This window comes from Sphingomonas hylomeconis, from assembly GCF_025370105.1.
GTDB classification, from domain to species: Bacteria; Pseudomonadota; Alphaproteobacteria; order Sphingomonadales; family Sphingomonadaceae; genus Sphingomonas; species Sphingomonas hylomeconis.
Genome location: NZ_JANQBK010000005.1, coordinates 51,104 through 70,125, shown reverse-complemented (window position 1 = coordinate 70,125; position 19,022 = coordinate 51,104). Strand labels below are relative to the sequence as shown.

Here is a 19,022-nt window from a genome sequence, read left to right as displayed (position 1 = left end):
GTCCGCTGATGATCCCCTGACGGGCGTCATCTCCGAAGGACGGCGAGCGACGTGCTCGCCGTCCTTTTTCGCGCAATAGACTTGCGTCAAACCCGCCTCTCGCGACATAGGCGTGCGCATGACACGCTCCTTCGACAAAGCCTCGCTCCCCAGCCGTCACGTCTCGGTGGGTCCCGAACGCGCGCCGCATCGCAGCTATTATTATGCGATGGGCCTGAGCGAGGAGGAGATTGCGCGCCCGTTCGTCGCGCTCGCCTCGGCCGGCAACAACAGCGCGCCGTGCAACACCACGCTCGACGCGCAGGCCGATGCCGCGCAGGCCGGCGTCAACGCCGCCGGCGGCATGCCGCGCCGGTTCAACACGATCACCGTCACCGATGGCATCGCCATGGGCCATCAGGGCATGAAGAGTTCGCTGGTCAGCCGCGAGGTGATCGCCGATTCGGTCGAGCTCAGCGTGCGCGGCCATTGTTATGACGCGCTGGTCGGCTTTGCCGGCTGCGACAAGTCGCTGCCCGGCATGATGATGGCGATGCTCCGCCTCAACGTGCCGAGCATCTTCGTCTATGGCGGCTCGATCCTGCCCGGCCGCTATCACGAGAAGGACGTGACGGTAGTCGACGTGTTCGAGGCGGTCGGCCAGTTTGCCGCCGGCAATTGCCCGATCGCCGATCTGCACGAGCTGGAAAAGGTCGCCTGCCCCGGGCACGGCGCGTGCGGCGGCCAGTTCACCGCCAACACCATGGCGTGCGTCGGCGAGGCGATCGGATTGTCCTTGCCGAACAGCAACATGGTGCCCGCACCGTACAGCACGCGCGAACAGATCGCGATCGCCGCGGGTGCGCAGGTGATGGAGCTGATCCACCTGAACCTGCGCCCGCGCGATATCTGCACGCGCGAAGCGTTCATCAACGCCGCGCGCGTCGTCGCGGCGACCGGCGGCTCGACCAATGCCGCGCTGCATCTGCCGGCGATGGCGCACGAGGCGGGGATCGAGTTCGATCTGTTCGACGTCGCCGAGGCGTTCAAATCGACGCCGTACATCGCCGACCTCAAGCCCGGCGGCCAATATGTCGCCAAGGACATGTACGAGGCGGGCGGCGTCTACATGCTGATGAAGACGATGCTCTCGGGCGGCTTCCTCGACGGCAATTGCATGACCGTGACCGGCAAGACGCTGGGCGAGAATATCGACCAGGTCACCTGGAACCCCGACCAGAAGGTGATCTACGACATCAGGACGCCGATCACCCCGACCGGCGGCGTCGTCGGGCTGCGCGGCAGCCTCGCGCCAGACGGCGCGATCGTGAAGGTCGCGGGCATGCAGCGGCTGGTGTTCGAAGGCCCGGCGCGGGTGTTCGATTGCGAGGAGGATACGTTCGCCGCGGTCGAGGCGCGCGAGATCGCCGATGGCGAGGTGATCGTGATCCGCTACGAAGGCCCGAAGGGCGGCCCCGGCATGCGCGAGATGCTCTCCACCACCGCCGCGCTCTACGGCCTGGGCCTCGGCGAGAAGGTCGCGCTCGTCACCGACGGCCGCTTCTCCGGCGGCACGCGCGGTTTCTGCATCGGTCATGTCGGGCCCGAGGCGGCCGAGGGCGGCCCGATCGCGCTGGTCGAGAATGGCGATCTGATTCGCATCGATGCCGAGATCGGCACGATCGACCTGCTGGTGCCGGACGACGTCATGGCCACGCGCCGCACCGCCTGGGTAGCGCGCGCCAATGATTATCAGTCCGGTGCTTTGTGGCGCTATGCGCAGAATGTCGGTCCGGCCTATAAGGGCGCCGTCACGCACCCCGGAGCAGCGGCCGAAACCCATGTCTATGCGGATATCTAGCGCGATCCTGTTGCTACCGCTGCTTGCCGCCTGCGGCGAGCAGAAGACCGATCACGCCACGCTCGCCAAATATGAGGCGCAGCAGAATGCGACGCTGGCGGATGACGGCCGCGTGCTGTGCGCGATCGGGCAGGGGGCGCTGACCCGCGCCTGCACGATCGATCGCGAACTTGGCGAACAGGGCCTGGTCCTGACGCTGCACCACCCCGACGGCGCGTTCCACCGCCTGCTGGTGACGCGCGACGGGCGCGGCGTGATCGCGGCCGACGGCGCGGAGCCGGCCAAGGTCAGCGTGCTCGCCGGCAACGAGATCGAGGTCGCGCTGGGCGGCAATCGCTATCGCCTCCCCGCCACGGTCAAGGGCGGCGCGCCGGCGTCATGATGCCGCTGGCCGGCCAGCCGCTGCTCACCGCCGCCGGGATTCGCGCGGCGGAGGATGCCGCGATTGCCGCTGGCGCGACGGTCGGGAGCGTGATGGCACGGGCGGGGCAGGAGATTGCCGCCGCGGTGCGCCGTCTGGCCGGGGCCAATGCGATCCTGATCGTCTGCGGCCCGGGCAATAATGGCGGCGACGGCTATGTCGTCGCGCGACTGCTGCGTGAGGCCGGCCTGGATGTTCGCATCGCCGCCTTGGCCGAACCGAAAACCGACGCCGCCAAAGCGGCAAGGGCAGGGTGGGCTGGCCCGATCGAACCCTTCGTCGATGCCAAACCCGCCCCGATCCTGATCGACGCGCTGTTCGGCACTGGCCTGACGCGCGGGCTGGACGCGATCCCCGCGGAAAATGGCGACACCTCTCCCGCCCGTCACCCCGGCCTCGAGCCGGGGTCCCGCTTCTTGACCGAGGAAGCAGCGGGACACCGGGTCAAGCCCGGGGTGACGAATAATGGTGCGGAATCATCAAGTGGCCCCGTTGCGCCTTCCCCGGCGAAAGGCGGGGCTCAGTCGGACCGCACCATCGACAGTGCGACCCCGATCGCCACCAAGCTTCGCGCGCTGGCCGACGCCGCGCAGCTCACCATCGCCATCGACCTCCCCAGTGGCGTCACCACCGATGACGGGCGCGTGCTCAGCGCCATACCCAGCTATGACGTCACGCTCGCGCTGGCCGCCGCGAAACCCAGCCACCTGCTCCAGCCCGCCGCGCGCCACTGCGGTGCCGTCCGCATCCTCGACATCGGCGTGCCCGCCGCGTCCAGCGTGCAGGTCCTGGCGCGCCCGACCCTGCCGCCGCCTGGCCCCGACGCGCACAAATATAGCCGCGGCATGGTCGCGATCGTCGCCGGCAGCATGCCGGGCGCGGCGCGGCTCGCCAGCAGCGCCGCGATGCGCGCCGGCGCGGGCTATGTCCTGCTGCTCGGCGACGATCCGGCCGGGCCCGACGCGTTGGTCCATAAACCGTTCAGCACCGAGGCGATCGCCGAGACGCGCATAAACACCCTGCTGATCGGCCCCGGCCTGGGTCGTGATGCGGCAGCAGAAGCCAGGCTCGACGCCGCGCTCGCCACCGCGCACCCCTTGGTCATCGACGGCGATGCGCTGCACCTGCTGCGGGGCGCGCGCCTGACCCAACTCGCGCATCGCGATGCGCCGATCATCTTCACCCCCCACGGCGGCGAGTTCGACGCGCTGTTCGGAGCGTCGGCCGCCGGCAAGATCGAGCGCGCCCGCGCCGCCGCGGCCCAATCCGGCGCGACGATCGTGTTCAAGGGCGCCGATACCGTCATCGCTGAGCCCGACGGCGCGGTCCGCGTCGCGCCGGCCGCGAGCCCCTGGCTGTCCACCGCCGGCACCGGCGACGTGCTCGCCGGGGCGATCGCCGCGATGCTCGCCGCCGGCCTGGCGCCGCTCGAGGCCGCCGCCGCCGGCGTCTGGCTGCACGGAGAGGCGGCGCGCCGTTGTGGTGCCGCCTTTATCGCCGACGACCTTGCCCAGGCGCTGAGTGCCGCTAGAGCCGCGCTATGACGCATTCCACGAACGACACGATCATCCGCGTCGCCGCGCGCGGCGAGGGCCTCACCGCCGACGGCCGCAGCGCGCCGCTGGCCGCGCCCGGCGACACGCTGACCGCCGACGGCGCGGTGCTCCCCGGTCCGCACCACCAGGTGCCGCCGTGCCGCCATTTCCCGACCTGCGGCGGCTGCCAGCTCCAGCATCTCGACGATGCGAGCTATGCCCAGTTCATCGTGGACCGCATCGCCGGCGCGCTTGCCGCGCACCATCTGGCCACCGACATCCGCGCGCCGCAACTCTCGCCCCCCAAAACGCGCCGCCGCGCCGCGCTGCAGGCCGAGCTCAAGGCCGGCAAGGTGCAGATCGGCTTCAGCGAGAATGCCAGCCACACGCTGGTCGACATCTACGAATGCTGGGTGCTGACCCCCGAACTGTTCGCCGTCATCGCACCATTGCGCGTCCTGCTCGCCAAATTCCTGCGCAAGAACCGCCGCGCCCGCCTGCATCTGACGCAGGCCGACCAGGGGCTCGACCTGCTGATCGAGGGGATCGAAGCCGAAGGGCTCGACGCCGCCGAGGCGATCAGCGCCTTTGCGCTGGCCAATAACGTCGCGCGCTTCGCGATCGACAGCGGCATGGGGCCCGAGGTGCGCTGGGAGCCCGAGCCGGTGACGGTCACGCTGAGCGGCGTGCCCGTGCCGCTGCCCGTCGCCGCCTTCCTCCAGGCCACTGCGGACGGGGAGGGCGCGCTGATCGCGGCGGTGCGTACCGCCACTGCCGGCGCCGCGACGATCGCCGATCTGTTCGCCGGCCTCGGCACCTTCACCTTCGCGCTCTCGGCCAAGGTCTATGCCGGCGAGGCGGCGCGCGATGCGATCCTGTCCTTGAAGGGCGCCGCCGCGCAGGCGCGCCGCCCGGTGTTCGCCGATCACCGCGATCTCTATCGCCGCCCGCTGACCACTGCCGAGCTCGACCGGTTCGACGCCATCGCGCTCGATCCGCCGCGCGCCGGGGCGCGCGAACAGGCGCTGCTGCTGGCCGCCGCCAAGGTGCCCACGATCGCTTATGTCTCGTGCAATCCCAGCAGCTTCGCGCGCGATGCGGAGGAAATCTGCAAGGGCGGCTACACGCTCGACTGGATCCAGCCGGTCGGCCAGTTCCGCTGGTCGACGCATGTCGAGCTCGCCGCCAAGTTCAGTCGGGATACTCCGCCCCGATAAAGAACAGCCCGTCGGGCGGCGCGTTCAGCCCGAGCCGCGTGCGATCCTGCGCGGCGAGCGCCGCCGCCATGTCGTCGGGCGTCCATTTGCCTTGCCCGACCAGCGCCAGGCAGCCGACCATCGAGCGCACCTGATGATGCAGGAACGAGCGCGCCGAGGCGAACACGCTGATCCGGTCGCCCGACGCCACCACGTCGAGCCGGTCGAGCGTCCTGAGCGCGCTATCCGCCTGGCAATGCGCCGAGCGGAAGGTGGTGAAGTCATGCCGCCCGATCAGCCGCGCCGCTGCCGCCGCCATCGCCTCGGCATCCAGCGCCACCGGCACGCGCCACGCCAGCCCGCGCTCCCAGGTCAGCGGGGCGCGCCGCATGACGATGCGATATTCGTAATGCCGGCCGAGGCACGAGAAGCGCGCATGCCAATCCTCCGGTACCTCGACGCACTCCAGGATCGCGACCGGCGCCGGCGCCAGCTTGGCATTGATCGCCGCGGCCAGGCGAAACGCGGTCAGCGGCTTGGCGACGTCGACGTGCGCGCGCATCGCGGTTGCGTGGACGCCGGCATCGGTCCGCCCCGCGGCATGGACGGCGACGGTTTCCCCGGTCACCGCCAGGATTGCCGCCTCGATCGCCGCCTGGACGCTCGGGCTGTGCGTCTGGCGCTGCCACCCGGCGAACGGCCGCCCGTCATATTCCACCGTCAGCGCGAACCGCGTCAAAGCTGAGTGCCTTTGGGGATCGGGAAGCCGCGCAGCAGCTCGCCGGCGGTCATGACGCCGCGTCCGGCGCGCTGCAGCAGGGTAGGGCGGATCAGGCCGTCGGCACATTGGATTGTCAGCGCCTCGTCCACCACCGTTCCCCGGCGAAGGCCGGGGCCCTGTTGCGGGCCGGTCGTAGCTGGACCCGGGCCTTCGCCGGGGACCACGTCTGCCGCCAGCACCCGCACGCGCTCACCGCCAACCTCGAACCACGCCCCCGGCGGGTTGAAACCGCGCACCTGCCGCTCGACCGCGACCGCGCTCTGCGCAAAATCCAGCCGCGTCTCCGCCTTGTCGATCTTCGGCGCATAGGTCACGCCGTCCTCCGGCTGCGCCACTGCAGGGTAGGCCGCGATATCGCCCAGCACCTCGACCATCAGCCGCGCGCCCATCGCGCTCAGTTCGTCGGTCAGGCCGCCCGCCGTCTTGCCGTCGATCGCCGTGCGGCCCTCGAGCCGCACCGGCCCGGTATCCAGCCCGGCCTCCATCTGCATGATGCCGACGCCCGTCTCGGCGTCGCCGGCCAGGATCGCGCGCTGGATCGGCGCCGCCCCGCGCCACCGCGGCAGCAGCGAGGCATGGACGTTGAGACACCCCAACCGCGGCGCATCCAGCACCGCGCGCGGCAGGATCAGCCCATAGGCCGCCACCACCGCGACATCGGCGGCGAACGCCGCGAATTCGGCCTGTGCGCCCCCGTCCTTCAGCGACACCGGGGTGCGTACCGCGATGCCCAGCGCCTCGGCACGCGCCTGCACGGGGGAGGGCGTCACTGCCTTGCCGCGCCCGCTGCGCCGCGCCGGCTGGCTGTACGCCGCCACCACGTCGTGCCCCGCATCGACCAACGCCTGCAGCACCGGCACCGAGAATTCGGGCGTACCCATGAACACTATCCGCATGCCGCATGCTCTGGCCGCTTGGCATTCCCTCACGCAACCCCCTATCTGTTCCTTATGGCCTCCCCACAGATCGACGCGCTCACGCAAGCGCTGGCCCGACTCCCCGGCCTCGGCCCGCGATCGGCGCGCCGTGCCGTGCTGCACCTGCTCAAGAAGCGGGAAACCGCGCTAGGGCCGCTGCTCGATGCTCTCAACGCCGTCGATGAAACGCTCTCAACCTGCGGAATTTGCGGCAATATCGATACGACCAACCCATGCGGCATCTGTGCCGATCCGCGCCGCGACGCGCGCGCCTTGTGCGTCGTGGAGGAGGTCGCCGATCTTTGGGCGCTCGATCGCTCGCGGCTGTTCCCCGGCCGCTTCCATGTGCTCGGCGGCCGCCTGTCGGCGCTGGAAGGCATCCGGCCGGAGGATCTGACGATCGATTCGCTCGTCCGCCGCATCGAGGCGGGCGGGATCGACGAGGTCGTGCTGGCGATGAACGCGACGCTCGAGGGCCAGACCACCGCGCACTATATCGCCGACCGGATCGAGCGCTTCCCGATCCGCGTTACGCAACCGGCGCACGGCCTGCCGGTCGGCGGCGAGCTCGATTATCTCGACGAAGGCACGCTCGCCCAGGCGCTCAGGGCCCGCCGCCCGGTCGCCTGACCCGCGCCGAAACCGCCGCGGCACGGGGTAGCGCGGCGGCGCGGCGCAGAAGGCAACTTGACGTTCACGCTTGCCTTTCCTAGCTCGCACCCATGGCTGTCCTTGAAATCCTCGAAGTCCCGCATCCCGGCCTCCGCGCCGTCGCCAAACCCGTCGACACGGTCGACGATGCGGTGAAGAAGATCGTCGCCGACATGTTCGACACGATGTACGACGCGCGTGGCATCGGCCTTGCCGCGACGCAGGTGGCGATCGAGCAGCGCATCGTCACGATCGACCTGCAGGAGCCGGAATCGGACGCGGAGGACGCCAAGCCCGTCCGCCGCCCGCATGTCTTCGTCAATCCCGAGATCGTCTCGGTCAGTGAGGAATTGTCGAGCTACAGCGAAGGCTGCTTGTCGATCCCCGAGCAATATGCCGACGTCCAGCGCCCGGCGCGCTGCCGGCTGAAATGGCTCGACGAGCAGGGTGCGGGCCACGAGGACGATTTCGACGGCCTGATGGCGACCGCGATCCAGCACGAGATCGACCATCTCAACGGCGTGCTGTTCATCGATCATATCTCGAAACTGAAGCGCGACATGCTGCTCAAGAAACTGACCAAGCAGCGCAAGGGCTGAGGGCGGGGCTGCCCGCCTGCTACAACGGACACAGACCCTTCCGTTCTCCCGCGAACGCGGGAGCCCAGGGTTGCAACTGACAGCACATGTGGCCCTGGGCCCCCGCTTTCGCGGGGGAACAAGGATAGGACCGAAGCCGATAGCGGTGAGGTAACGCCGCATGACCGGCCAGCGAAAACGCTAGAACAGCCCCTCGATCTCGCCGTCCGCGCCCAGCCGGATCCCCTCGGCCGCCGGCACGCGGGGCAGGCCCGGCATGGTCATCACCTCGCCGCAGATCGCCACCACGAACCCCGCGCCGGCGCTCAGTCGTACCTCGCGCACCGGCACGACATGGTGCGTCGGCGCGCCGAGCTTGGCCGGGTCGGTGGAGAAGCTATACTGCGTCTTGGCCATGCAGATCGGCAGATGCCCGAACCCGGCATCCTCCCAGCGCTTCAACTGCGCATGTACCGAAGGCTCGGCAATCGCCTCCTCCGCGCGATAGATCCGCGTCGCCACCGTGTTGATCTTCTCGAACAGCGACAGGCCATCGTCATACAGCGGCGCGAATTGCGGGCTTGCGGTATCACACAACTCGGCGACCTTCTCCGCCAGCGCCGCCGCGCCAGCACCACCGTCCGCCCAATGCGTGCACAGCACCGCCTCCGCGCCCTGCGCCGCGGCGATCTCGCGGATCACGTCCAGTTCCGCGTCGCTGTCACCATCGAAGCGGTTGATCGCCACCACCACCGGCACGCCGAACATCCGCACGTTCTCGATATGCCGCGCGAGATTGACGCCGCCGCGCCGCACCGCGTCCGCATCCGCCGGCCCGAGATCAGCCTTGGCGACGCCGCCGTTCATCTTCAGCGCACGCACCGTCGCGACGATCACGGCGGCTGCGGGCTTGAGCCCCGATTGCCGGCACTTGATGTCGAAGAACTTCTCCGCGCCGAGATCCGCGCCGAACCCCGCTTCGGTCACGACATAGTCGCCCAGCGCCAGCGCAGTGCGCGTGGCGATCACCGAATTGCAGCCATGCGCGATATTGGCGAACGGCCCGCCATGGACGAAGGCCGGATTGCCCTCCAGCGTCTGCACCAGATTGGGCTTGATCGCCTGCGCCAGCAGCACCGCCATCGCACCATCGGCCTTGAGGTCGCGCGCCGTGACGGGGCGGCGGTCCCGCGTATAGGCGACGACGATCCGCCCGAGCCGCGCCTCAAGATCCTCCAGCCCGTCGGCGAGGCACAGGATCGCCATCACTTCCGAGGCCACCGTGATGTCGAAGCCGCTCTCCCGGGGATAGCCATTGGCCGGGCCGCCGAGCGACTGCGCGATATCGCGCAGCGCGCGATCGTTCATGTCGAGCACGCGCCGCCACACGATCCGCCGCACGTCGATATCGAGCGCATTGCCCCAATGAACATGGTTGTCGATCATCGCCGCGAGCAGATTGTGCGCCGAGGTGATGGCATGGAAATCGCCGGTGAAATGGAGGTTGATATCCTCCATTGGCGCGACCTGCGCATAGCCGCCGCCCGCCGCGCCGCCCTTGGTGCCGAAGCAGGGCCCGAGCGAGGGTTCGCGCAGGCACAATATGGTGCGGCGGGCGATCAGGTTGAGCGCATCGGCCAGCCCGACCGAGGTGGTCGATTTGCCTTCGCCCGCCGGCGTCGGGTTGATCGCGGTGACGAGGATCAATTTGCCCTGACGGCCCGTCGCCGGAACCCGCGCCAGATCGATCTTGGCCTTGAAATGTCCATAGGGCTCAACCGCTTCGGGCGGGATATCGAGTTTCGCTGCGATCTGCGAGATCGGCTGGAGCGTGGCGGCGCGCGAGATGGCGATGTCGGTCAGCATGCGCGCCGTCCTAAGCCCGCCCGACGCTGCCGCAAGCCGAAGCGGTGATTTTCTCTCTGTCCTGCGCGGGGTGTTCAATCTATGTTCCCAGCACAGGCCGCGTGAACCGGAATGCCACCCCTCGACCCCGCGCCGCGCGGGGGAAGGGCGGTTCGGGGGGACGCGCGGTACCAGTCAGTAGTGTCGGTGGGGCGTTGTGATGGAAATTATGCTCGTCGCGTTGATCGCGGTGATTCTGGGGCTCGCGCTCGGCTGGCTGCTGGGCAGCCGCCCCGCCGCGCAGGCCCGCGCCGAGCGCGATGCGCGCACCGAGGAGTTCAAGCGCGCGATCACCGAGCTCGCTGCCGCCGAGGAGCGCGGCAAGGCTGCCGCCTTCCTGCGCGACCAGCTCGACGTGATCCGCAACGAACGCGACGTCGCCCGGCTCGAGAATACCGCGCTCAAGACGCACACTTCGGCGTTCGAAAGCCGCCTCGCCGAAATGCGCCAGACCGAGGAAGCGCGCCGCGCGATGGTCAACGAAACCTATGAGACGCGCATTGCCGAACTGCTCCACGCCAAGGACCTGCTTGCCACGCAATTCTCCGAAGTGTCGAACAAGCTGCTGAACGACGCGCAGGAAATCTTTCTCCGCCGCGCCGACGAGCGCTTCAAACAGTCCGAGGAGACGGCGGGGCAGAACCTCAAGTCGATGCTCCAGCCGGTCAGCGATCGTCTGCTCAAATATGAGGAAGCGGTCAGCAAGGTCGAGAGCGAGCGCAAAGGGGCGTTCAGCGAACTCAAGGGCCAGATCGAACAGATGCGCATCGGCCAGGAAAAGGTCTCGACCGAGGCCGCCAAGCTGGTCAATTCACTGCGCAACGCGCCCAAGTCGCGCGGCCGCTGGGGCGAGCAACAGTTGAAGAACGTGCTCGAGAGCTGCGGTCTCTCCGAACATGCCGATTTCCAGACCGAGGTCAGCGTCGCCGGCGAGGATGGCGGGCGGCTGCGCCCCGACGTGATCATCAACATCCCCGGCGGGCAATCACTCGTGATCGACGCCAAGGTGTCGCTCAACGCCTATCAGGATGCGTTCGGCGCCGCCGACGAGGCCGAGAAGGTCGTCGCGCTCGGCGCCCATGCCGCGGCGATGCGCGCGCACGTCAACGGCCTCGGCAACAAGGCCTATTGGAGCCAGTTCGCCGATGCGCCCGATTACGTCATCATGTTCGTGCCCGGCGAGCATTTCCTCTCCGCCGCGCTCGAGCATGACCCGACGCTGTGGGATTTCGCGTTCGACAAGCGCGTGCTGCTGGCGACACCGACCAACCTGATCGCCATCGCGCGTACCGTCGCGGCGGTCTGGCGGCAGGAAAAGCTGGCTAAGGAAGCCCGCCAGATCGGCGAGCTCGGCAAGGAAATGCACGATCGCCTGGCCAAGGTGGCGGACGATCTGCGCAAGGTCGGCTCGGGGCTCAACAGCGCGGTGAGCAATTTCAACGCGTTCAGCAATTCGTTCAACGGCCGGCTGATGGTCACCGGGCGCAAGTTCAAGGCGCTCAACATCGAAACCGGCGCGCGCGAGCTGGAAGACGTGCCGGCGATCGAGACGCTGGCACGGCAGGGCGCTGCGCCGATCCTGATCGAAGAGGCAAATGAAGCCGTGGAATGATGCGGCATCAGCCGTGGAAATGCGCTTCGGCGTCCCGGCTGGCGTGGAGCACGCTGATGACCTGCAAAGCGCCTACCCCGTATTTGAAGTAGATCACATAGCCTTCGCAGGGCGTACTGCGGAGAGCGGTCCCGAGTTCAGGCCTTTCGGTGCCAAGCAAACCAGGCAACTCGGCCAGTTTCCGGCATTTGGCACGCAACCTTTCCGTGACGGCGTGGCAGACTCGCACTGCCGGTTTCATCTTCGAGATAGTTGGCGATAGCTTCCAGATTACCTTGCGCGGACGCGAGATACTCCAGCAGCCGCGTCATCCCGCAGCCTTTGCGGCGGTGCGCCGCTCATGTCGTGACGCAATGAACGCCGCAACCTCCTCGTCGCTATACGAACCGCCGCGTGCAATCGATGCCGCCAGCGTCTCGCGCAACGCCTGCAACTTCGCTTCGCGCTCCTCGACCAGGCGCAGCCCTTCGTTCACCACGTCACTGGCCGACGCGAATTTGCCGTCCTTGACGGCATTCGTCACAAAGCTTTGCCAACGCTCCCCGATCGCAACGTCCATCGGCGGTCTCCACAGTTCAGGCGGAGGAGATCATACCACAGGGCAGGCGCGCAGTTCCAGCACCGCCCGCAGCCTATCCCCGTCGCTGCGCCAGCACCTCATAGGCCATCACCGCCGTCGCCACCGCGGCGTTGAGGCTGTCGGCCTTGCCCAGCATCGGCAGCTTGACCAGCAGGTCGCATTCGGCGGCCATTTCCGGCGGCATGCCCTGCGCCTCGTTGCCGGTCAGCAGGAAGGTCGGGCTGGCATACTTCGCGGCGCGATAGTCGTTGTCGGTGTCGAGGCTCAGACCGACCAGCTGGCCCGGCCCACTGCGCAGCCAGGGCAGGAAATCGTCCCATTCGGTCTGCACGACGGGCACGGTGAACAGCGCGCCCATGCTCGCGCGCACCGCCTCGATCGAGAAGGGATCGACGCACTCGCCGATTAGGATCAGCCCGCCCGCGCCGACCGCATCGCCGGTGCGCAGGATCGTGCCAAGATTGCCGGGATCGCGCAGCCGCTCGGCCACCAGCCAGATGTCCGCGCTGGTTCGATCGAGCACCGCCAGCGCCGAATCGAACGCCGCGAACACGCCGACCACCGCCTGCGGATTGTCCTTGCCCGAAAGCTTGGTGAGGATGTCGGGCACCGTCTCGATCGCCTGGCCGCCGCTATCTTCGACATCGAAGATCAAGGTGCGGACCAGCGGATGCGCCGCGCCCTCGCGTGAATAGAACAGGAATTCCGGGATCCGGCCGTTCTCGCGCGCCTCGGTCAGGATGCGCAGTCCCTCGGCGAGGAACAGGCCCTCGGCGCGGCGGTGGCGCTTTTCGCGCAAGGACCGGATGCGCTTGATCAGTGGGTTGGAAAAGGCGGTGATTTCACGTGGCACGGGGCTCAATCCTCCCCGAACTTGGCCTCGACGAGATCGCACAGCGCGCCGACCGCGGCTTCGTCGCCCTCGCCATCGGCCGAGATGACGATCGAATCGCCCATCGCCGCGCCAAGCATCATCAGCCCCATGATCGAGGTGCCGGTAACCGAGCCGGCGCCGTCCTTCTCGACCGTCACTTCGATGCCCTGGGTCGAGGCGAGCGTGACGAACTTGGCGCTCGCCCGGGCATGCAATCCACGCTTGTTGGTGATCAACACGGTACGCTTTACGGCCATCAGGCGGCTGCCTCCCCGAGCACTTCGGATGCGACGGTGATATATTTGCGCCCCGCCTCGCGCGCGGCGGCGACGGCGTCGACGACCTTCATCTTCGATCGCGCCGAACCGAGCCGGATCAGCATCGGCAAATTGATCCCGGCAATCACTTCGACTCGGCCTTTCTCCATCAGCGAGATGGCCAGATTGGAGGGCGTGCCGCCAAACAGGTCTGTCAGCACGATCACGCCGTTGCCGACATCGACCGCCGCGATCGCATCGGCGATGTCGGTGCGGCGTGCCTCCATGTCGTCGTCGGGGCCGATCGGGATCGTCGCGACCCGCTCCTGTTTGCCCACGACATGCTCCATGGCGGTGACGAATTCATCCGCCAGCCGCCCATGCGTCACCAGAACAAGGCCGATCATTACAACTTCATTCCACTGCCAGGGCCGTCGGCCGGGGCACCTTCCAGCGTATCCTGGGGCGCCGCGGCCAGATCGCGGTGTCGAACCGTGGGCGAAAATGCTGCGTCGCGCAACCGCTTCGCGACGCGTTCGGCCACGTGCACCGAGCGGTGTCTCCCGCCGGTACAGCCGAACGCCACTGTCACATAGGATTTCCCTTCCGCCTTGTAGCGCGGCAGCAACAGCAGCAGCAGCGATTCGATCTGCGACACCGCCGCCTCATAGGCCGGATCCGCAGCGATATAGGCGGAGACATCGGCGTCCATCCCCGTGCCCGGCCGCAGCGTCGGCACCCAGTGCGGATTGCGCAAAAAGCGCATGTCGAACACCAGATCGGCGTTGCGCGGCACGCCGCGCGAGAAGCCGAACGACAGGATCGACAGCGTCGGCTCGCCAAGGCCTTCGCCGGAGAAGCTCTCGCGTACCTGTTGCGCCAGTTCGTTGGCGGTCAGGTTGGTCGTGTCGATCAACCGGTTGGCCCAGCGGCGCAAGGGCGCGAGCAGTTCGCGTTCGCGCGCGATGCCGTCGCTGGCAAGCCGATCGAGCGCCAGCGGATGCCGCCGCCGCGTCTCGGAATAGCGCCGCTCGAGTTCCGATCCCGCGCAATCGAGGAACAGCGTGCCGATATCGTGGCCGTGATCCTCGCGCAGCGTCTTGATCCGCTTGACGATACGATCGGGATCGAAATCGCGCGTGCGGGCACCGATGCCGATGGCGAGCGGCTGATTATTGCCCTCCGACCCCTCCGGCAGGGGCGCGCCGAGCAGGCGATCGAGCAGCAACAGCGGCAGATTGTCGACCACTTCCCAGCCGAGATCCTCCAGCGTGCGCAGCACGGTCGATTTGCCCGCGCCGGACAGGCCGGTGACGAGCAGGATTTGCTTCGGTTTCGGCATCAGTTCCCCGTCCCGGCAAGCGCGAGTTCGACCTTGATCGGCGCCGACGGCTCCAGGCCGCTGAGCGCGATCATCGGTATGGCGACGCCGGCGATCATCTCGTCGGCGCGCTCGGGCATCCGCTCGACCGGCCGGTCGAGCCGGACGAGCAGCGCCACCGGCGCGCAGGGCAGGTGGCCGAGCGACACGATGCCGAGCCCGCGCACTTCGATCTGCCCGGCGATCGTCGCCGGCGCGCGCGCGACGAGCCGGTCGTCCTCGCGACTCAGCACGGTATAGTCATCGCTCACCAGCGTGGCACCGCGATCGATCAGGCGCAGCGCGAGATCGGATTTGCCCGCGCCCGAGGGCCCCGCGATCAGCACCGCGCGGCCGCCGATCGCCACGGCGGACACGTGCCGCGTTTCGCTGGTGCCTGCAGTCGCCGTCATCTCTGGTCCGCCAACGGTAATCTCACCACGAAGCGCGCGCCCCTCAATCGGTCTTCCCGCGATTCGACCGAGATGTCGCCCTGATGCCCTTCGACGATGGTCCGCGCAATGGCGAGACCGAGCCCGGAATGCTTGCCGAACTCTTCGCTTTCCGGCCGAAGCGACTGGAATCGGCTGAATACCTGCTCGCGCGCTTCCTCCGGAACGCCGGGGCCTTCATCCTCCACGCGGATCGTCACCCGATCGCTGCCCTGCACCGCGCCGATCGTGATCAGCCCGCCATCGGGCGAGAAGGATACCGCATTGTCGATCAGATTCTCGAACACCCGCTCGAGTCGGGCGCCTTCGCCCATCACGACCAGCGAGTCGCCGGGGGTGTGATCGAACTTCATGCGAATGCCGCGCTCGATCCCGCGCTGCGCGCGCTGATCGAGCAGCCCGGCGATCATCGCACCGATATCGACCGGCTCGAACTTGGCGCGGCTGAGCTGCGCATCGAGCCGCGACGCTTCGGAGATATCGGTGATCAGCCGGTCCATCCGGTGCACGTCATCGCGCAGGATCGCCAGCAACCGTTCCTGCAGCGCCGGATCCTGCACCATCGACAGGCCCTCGATCGCCGAGCGCATCGAGGCCAGCGGGTTCTTCATCTCATGCGTCACATCGGCCGCGAACGCCTCGGTCGCGTCGATCCGCGCCCGCAGCGCCTGGCTCATGTCGGACAGCGCACGGGCCAGCATGCCGAGTTCGTCGCGCCGCGACGGCAGGCGCGGCACGACCACTTCGCGCGCGCGCCCCAGCCGCACCCGCACGGCGGCGCGGGCCAACCGGCGCAGCGGCCGGACGATCGTCCGCGCAAGAAACAGCGAGAGCAGGATCGAGACCAGCGACACGATCAGCAGCACCATGCTCAGCCGGAACCGCTCGACGCGCACCGTCTGCGTAATCTCGGTCGCGTTGCTCGTCGTCAGAACGGTGCCCTGCCCGGGGACCACCGCCGCGGCGGTGATCACCGGGGTGCGATCGGGCGCACGCCACACCGTCGCCGGGATCGCCCCGGTTTCCTGCGCCGCGCGGACATCCGGCCAGGCCAGACCGTCCGCGCGCTCGCGATACAAGGGCGCGCGCGGCGCACCGACGACCGTGTCGATCACCGCATCGAGAAAGCGCGCCGCGCCCTGGCCCCAATCCTGCTTGTCGGGATCGCGCAGCACAACGTTGCGCAACCCGAGCGCGCGCGTATCGGCGAGCAGCATGCCGCTTTCGTCGTACAGGCGCAGCCGCGCGCCCGTATCGCCGCCGAGCCGCAGCATCAGCGCATCGCGCCGCCCCGGCGCCACCGAGCGCAGCGCTTCCGCGACCAGGCGCGCTTCGCTCACCGATTGCGCGACGCGGCTGTCGACGATGCGGCTGCGATAGGAATCGAGATAGAAGAAGCCGCCGGCGAGCAGGGCGAGCGCGAAGATGTTGACCGCCAGGATGCGCGGCGTGAGCGAAATGCGGCCCGACCAGCGCAGGTCGAGCTGGTCGTCATCATCGCGCCCGAAAGGGGTCATTCCTCGGAAAATCGGTAGCCGGCGCCGTACAGCGTCTCGATCGCATCGAATTCCGGATCGCTCTGGCGGAACTTGCGCCGCACGCGCTTAATATGGCTGTCGATCGTGCGGTCGTCGACATAGATGTCGTCCTGATAGGCGGCATCCATCAGCTGGTTGCGCGTCTTGACGATGCCGGGGCGCTGCGCGAGCGTCTCGAGGATCAGGAATTCGGTCACCGTCAGGGTCACCGGCTTGCCGTCCCACATCACGCGGTGCCGCGCCGTATCCATCGCCAGCCGCCCGCGCACCAGCTCGCCGGCGGCAACCTCTTCCGCGCTCGCCGACCCGGCCTGCACCAGTTCGGTACGCCGCAGGATCGCCCGGATCCGCGCGATCAGCAGGCGTTGCGAGAACGGCTTGGCGATATAATCGTCCGCGCCCATCGCCAGGCCCAGCGCCTCGTCGAGCTCGTCGTCCTTGCTGGTCAGGAAGATGACCGGCGTCGCCTGTTTCTCGCGCAATCGGCGCAGTAGCTCGAGCCCGTCCATCCGCGGCATCTTGATGTCGAAGATCGCCAGATCGGGCGGGTTGTCGACCAGCGCCTTGAGCGCGGTCTCGCCATCGGAATAGACCCGGGTGACAAAGCCCTCGGCCTGCAACGCGATCGACACCGAAGTCAGGATGTTGCGGTCGTCATCGACGAGCGCGATCGTTGCCGTCATTGGATCACCTTGCTTACCGGCCTCGGGATTAGGCCAAATGCTGCAACTGCTCAACTGCTGGCGACATTGCGCCCATCTTTCAGACGTTTCGAGATATTGTCCGATAAATCGCAGCAAAGTGCGCCACTGGACAAGGTTCGGCCGCGCGCGATAAGCGCTCTGCAAAACAAGCGTCGGCGGTATTGCCGCGGCGCCATTTAGGAGAGGCATGTTGAGCGATCGTATCCGCGACCGTGGTCTGGAGGCGCAGGGCATCGAAACGCGCGCCAATCTGCATTGGAACTTGGTCACCGCGCGGCTGATCGAGACGGCGGTTGCCAAGAACGAAGGCAAGCTTTCTGCCGATGGCCCGCTGGTCGTCGAGACCGGCGATCACACCGGCCGCTCGGCGCAGGACAAGTTCATCGTGCGCGATGCCGAAACCGAGTCCGCCGTCTGGTGGGGCAAGAGCAACAAGGGCATGAGCCCGGATGATTTCGCCGCGCTCAAGGCCGATTTCATGGCCGCGCTGCGCGACAAGGAAGACCTCTATATCCAGGACCTGTTCGGCGGCTCGCAGCCGGAGAACCGCGTCCGCGTCCGCGTCGTCACCGAGCTTGCCTGGCACAACCTGTTCATCCGCACGATGCTGGTGCGCCCGCAGGAATCGGAGCTGCGCGGGTTCGAGGCGGACTATACGATCATCGACCTGCCGAGCTTCCGGGCCGATCCGGCGCGCCACGGCTGCCGCAGCCAGACGGTGATCGCGGTCAACTTCACCGAGAAGCTGATCCTGATCGGCGGCACCAAATATGCCGGCGAGATGAAGAAGAGCGTGTTCGGGCTGCTCAATTATCTGTTGCCGGTCGACGGGGTGATGCCGATGCATTGCTCGGCCAATATCGGCCCCAACGGCGATACGGCGGTATTTTTTGGCCTGTCCGGCACCGGCAAGACGACGCTCAGCGCCGATGCCAGCCGCACGCTGATCGGCGATGACGAACATGGCTGGTCGGACACCGCGGTGTTCAACTTCGAGGGCGGTTGCTACGCCAAGATGATCCGCCTGTCGGCCGATGCCGAGCCGGAAATTTTCGCCACCACCAAGCGCTTCGGCACGGTGCTCGAGAATGTCGTGATGGACCCGGTGACCCGCGCGCTCGATCTCGAGGATAACAGCCTGGCCGAGAACAGCCGCGGCGCCTATCCGATCGATTTCATCCCCAACGCGTCCAAGGACAATATGGGGCCGGTGCCGCGCAACATCGTGATGCTCACCGCCGACGCGTACGGCGTGCTGCCGCCGATCGCCCGGCTGACCCCGGACCAGGCGATGTATCACTTCCTGTCCGGCTATACCGCGCGCGTCGCCGGCACCGAGATTGGCGTGACCGAGCCGGACGCGACCTTCTCGACCTGCTTCGGCGCGCCGTTCATGCCGCGCCACCCGTCGGTCTACGGCAATCTGCTCAAGAGCCGGATCGCCAAGGGCGGGGTGGATTGCTGGCTGGTCAATACCGGCTGGACCGGCGGCAAATACGGCATCGGCCAGCGCATGCCGATTAAGGCGACACGCGCGCTGCTCAATGCGGCGCTCGACGGCTCGCTCAATACCGCCGAGTTCCGAACGGACCCGAATTTCGGCTTCCAGGTGCCGGTCAGCGTGCCGGGCGTCGACAGCGCGATCCTCGATCCGCGCGAGACCTGGGCGGACAAGGCGGCCTATGACGCCACCGCGGCGAAGCTGGTCGACCTGTTCGTGGAGAATTTCGCGCAATTCGCCGACCATGTCGACGAAGGCGTGCGGCAGGCCGCGCCGCAGGTCCGGGAGGTGGCGTAAGGCGGGCGCCGCCCCCCAGACTG

Annotated in this window: 20 protein-coding genes; 8 read left to right on the top strand and 12 right to left on the bottom strand. The window is 67.8% G+C overall.

Features of this window, described 5'->3' with window-relative positions:
• The first annotated feature begins 118 nt into the window (after positions 1–118).
• From ilvD to NV401_RS09290, 4 genes are read left to right on the top strand one after another with little or no spacing between them, the layout of a single operon-like run.
• On the top strand, positions 119–1,840 hold the full coding sequence (gene ilvD / locus NV401_RS09305) for a dihydroxy-acid dehydratase (RefSeq protein ID WP_261294142.1): 1,722 nt from the start codon (positions 119–121) through the stop codon (positions 1,838–1,840).
• The gene (locus NV401_RS09300; protein WP_315369227.1) at positions 1,827–2,222 is read left to right on the top strand and encodes a hypothetical protein; all 396 of its coding nucleotides are present in this window, start codon (positions 1,827–1,829) and stop codon (positions 2,220–2,222) included. Before ilvD ends, NV401_RS09300 begins: the two co-directional genes overlap by 14 nt.
• Complete coding sequence (locus NV401_RS09295; protein WP_261294140.1) at positions 2,219–3,805, top strand: NAD(P)H-hydrate dehydratase; 1,587 nt, start codon at positions 2,219–2,221, stop codon at positions 3,803–3,805. The genes NV401_RS09300 and NV401_RS09295 overlap by 4 nt, the downstream gene beginning before the upstream one ends.
• A complete protein-coding gene (locus NV401_RS09290; RefSeq protein WP_261294139.1) occupies positions 3,802–5,013 on the top strand; it encodes a class I SAM-dependent RNA methyltransferase in 1,212 nt (403 codons plus the stop codon). The genes NV401_RS09295 and NV401_RS09290 overlap by 4 nt, the downstream gene beginning before the upstream one ends.
• Here NV401_RS09290 and truA read toward each other — a convergent pair.
• Together truA and fmt are read right to left on the bottom strand one after the other, a co-directional pair.
• Positions 4,988–5,731, bottom strand: coding sequence for a tRNA pseudouridine(38-40) synthase TruA (gene truA, locus NV401_RS09285; protein ID WP_261294138.1), 744 nt, complete (start codon positions 5,729–5,731; stop codon positions 4,988–4,990). The two genes, NV401_RS09290 and truA, sit on opposite strands and share 26 nt — an antisense overlap.
• On the bottom strand, positions 5,728–6,669 hold the full coding sequence (fmt, locus tag NV401_RS09280) for a methionyl-tRNA formyltransferase (protein ID WP_261294137.1): 942 nt from the start codon (positions 6,667–6,669) through the stop codon (positions 5,728–5,730). The genes truA and fmt overlap by 4 nt, the downstream gene beginning before the upstream one ends.
• A 54-nt stretch (positions 6,670–6,723) precedes the next feature.
• Here fmt and recR point away from each other — a divergent pair, with 54 nt between their 5' ends.
• Together recR and def are read left to right on the top strand one after the other, a co-directional pair.
• Entirely contained in the window at positions 6,724–7,320 is a 597-nt protein-coding gene (gene recR / locus NV401_RS09275) for a recombination mediator RecR (RefSeq protein WP_261294136.1), read from the top strand.
• Positions 7,321–7,412: 92 nt separating this feature from the next.
• A complete protein-coding gene (gene def / locus NV401_RS09270) occupies positions 7,413–7,940 on the top strand; it encodes a peptide deformylase (protein WP_261294135.1) in 528 nt (175 codons plus the stop codon).
• Between the two features lie 180 nt (positions 7,941–8,120).
• On the opposite strand, the gene NV401_RS09265 is transcribed toward def, so the two are convergent.
• Positions 8,121–9,785, bottom strand: a complete 1,665-nt coding sequence (locus NV401_RS09265) for a formate--tetrahydrofolate ligase (RefSeq protein ID WP_261294134.1) — start codon at positions 9,783–9,785, stop codon at positions 8,121–8,123.
• Between the two features lie 199 nt (positions 9,786–9,984).
• Here NV401_RS09265 and rmuC point away from each other — a divergent pair, with 199 nt between their 5' ends.
• On the top strand, positions 9,985–11,436 hold the full coding sequence (gene rmuC / locus NV401_RS09260) for a DNA recombination protein RmuC (protein WP_261294133.1): 1,452 nt from the start codon (positions 9,985–9,987) through the stop codon (positions 11,434–11,436).
• A 7-nt stretch (positions 11,437–11,443) separates the two neighbouring features.
• On the opposite strand, the gene NV401_RS09255 is transcribed toward rmuC, so the two are convergent.
• The 9 genes from NV401_RS09255 to NV401_RS09215 form a co-directional block, all read right to left on the bottom strand.
• The gene (locus tag NV401_RS09255) at positions 11,444–11,677 is read right to left on the bottom strand and encodes a type II toxin-antitoxin system RelE/ParE family toxin (protein WP_261294132.1); all 234 of its coding nucleotides are present in this window, start codon (positions 11,675–11,677) and stop codon (positions 11,444–11,446) included.
• A 66-nt stretch (positions 11,678–11,743) separates the two neighbouring features.
• Positions 11,744–11,995: a type II toxin-antitoxin system ParD family antitoxin gene (locus NV401_RS09250; protein ID WP_261294131.1), complete on the bottom strand. Its 252-nt coding sequence runs from the start codon at positions 11,993–11,995 to the stop codon at positions 11,744–11,746.
• 73 nt (positions 11,996–12,068) lie between these two features.
• Entirely contained in the window at positions 12,069–12,869 is an 801-nt protein-coding gene (locus tag NV401_RS09245) for a TrmH family RNA methyltransferase (protein WP_261294130.1), read from the bottom strand.
• A gap of 5 nt (positions 12,870–12,874) precedes the next feature.
• Positions 12,875–13,147 (bottom strand): HPr family phosphocarrier protein, encoded by a 273-nt coding sequence (locus tag NV401_RS09240; protein WP_261294129.1) that lies wholly within the window; start codon positions 13,145–13,147, stop codon positions 12,875–12,877.
• A complete protein-coding gene (locus tag NV401_RS09235) occupies positions 13,147–13,554 on the bottom strand; it encodes a PTS sugar transporter subunit IIA (protein ID WP_261294128.1) in 408 nt (135 codons plus the stop codon). The genes NV401_RS09240 and NV401_RS09235 overlap by 1 nt, the downstream gene beginning before the upstream one ends.
• On the bottom strand, positions 13,554–14,489 hold the full coding sequence (gene rapZ, locus NV401_RS09230; RefSeq protein ID WP_261294127.1) for an RNase adapter RapZ: 936 nt from the start codon (positions 14,487–14,489) through the stop codon (positions 13,554–13,556). Before rapZ ends, NV401_RS09235 begins: the two co-directional genes overlap by 1 nt.
• Positions 14,489–14,920 (bottom strand): HPr kinase/phosphorylase, encoded by a 432-nt coding sequence (locus NV401_RS09225; protein ID WP_261294126.1) that lies wholly within the window; start codon positions 14,918–14,920, stop codon positions 14,489–14,491. Before NV401_RS09225 ends, rapZ begins: the two co-directional genes overlap by 1 nt.
• Complete coding sequence (locus NV401_RS09220; protein WP_261294125.1) at positions 14,917–16,476, bottom strand: sensor histidine kinase; 1,560 nt, start codon at positions 16,474–16,476, stop codon at positions 14,917–14,919. The genes NV401_RS09225 and NV401_RS09220 overlap by 4 nt, the downstream gene beginning before the upstream one ends.
• A complete protein-coding gene (locus NV401_RS09215; protein ID WP_261294124.1) occupies positions 16,473–17,180 on the bottom strand; it encodes a response regulator transcription factor in 708 nt (235 codons plus the stop codon). Before NV401_RS09215 ends, NV401_RS09220 begins: the two co-directional genes overlap by 4 nt.
• A 211-nt stretch (positions 17,181–17,391) precedes the next feature.
• Between NV401_RS09215 and NV401_RS09210 the strand changes: the two genes are divergently transcribed.
• Entirely contained in the window at positions 17,392–18,999 is a 1,608-nt protein-coding gene (locus NV401_RS09210; protein ID WP_380816825.1) for a phosphoenolpyruvate carboxykinase, read from the top strand.
• Positions 19,000–19,022: the final 23 nt, after the last annotated feature.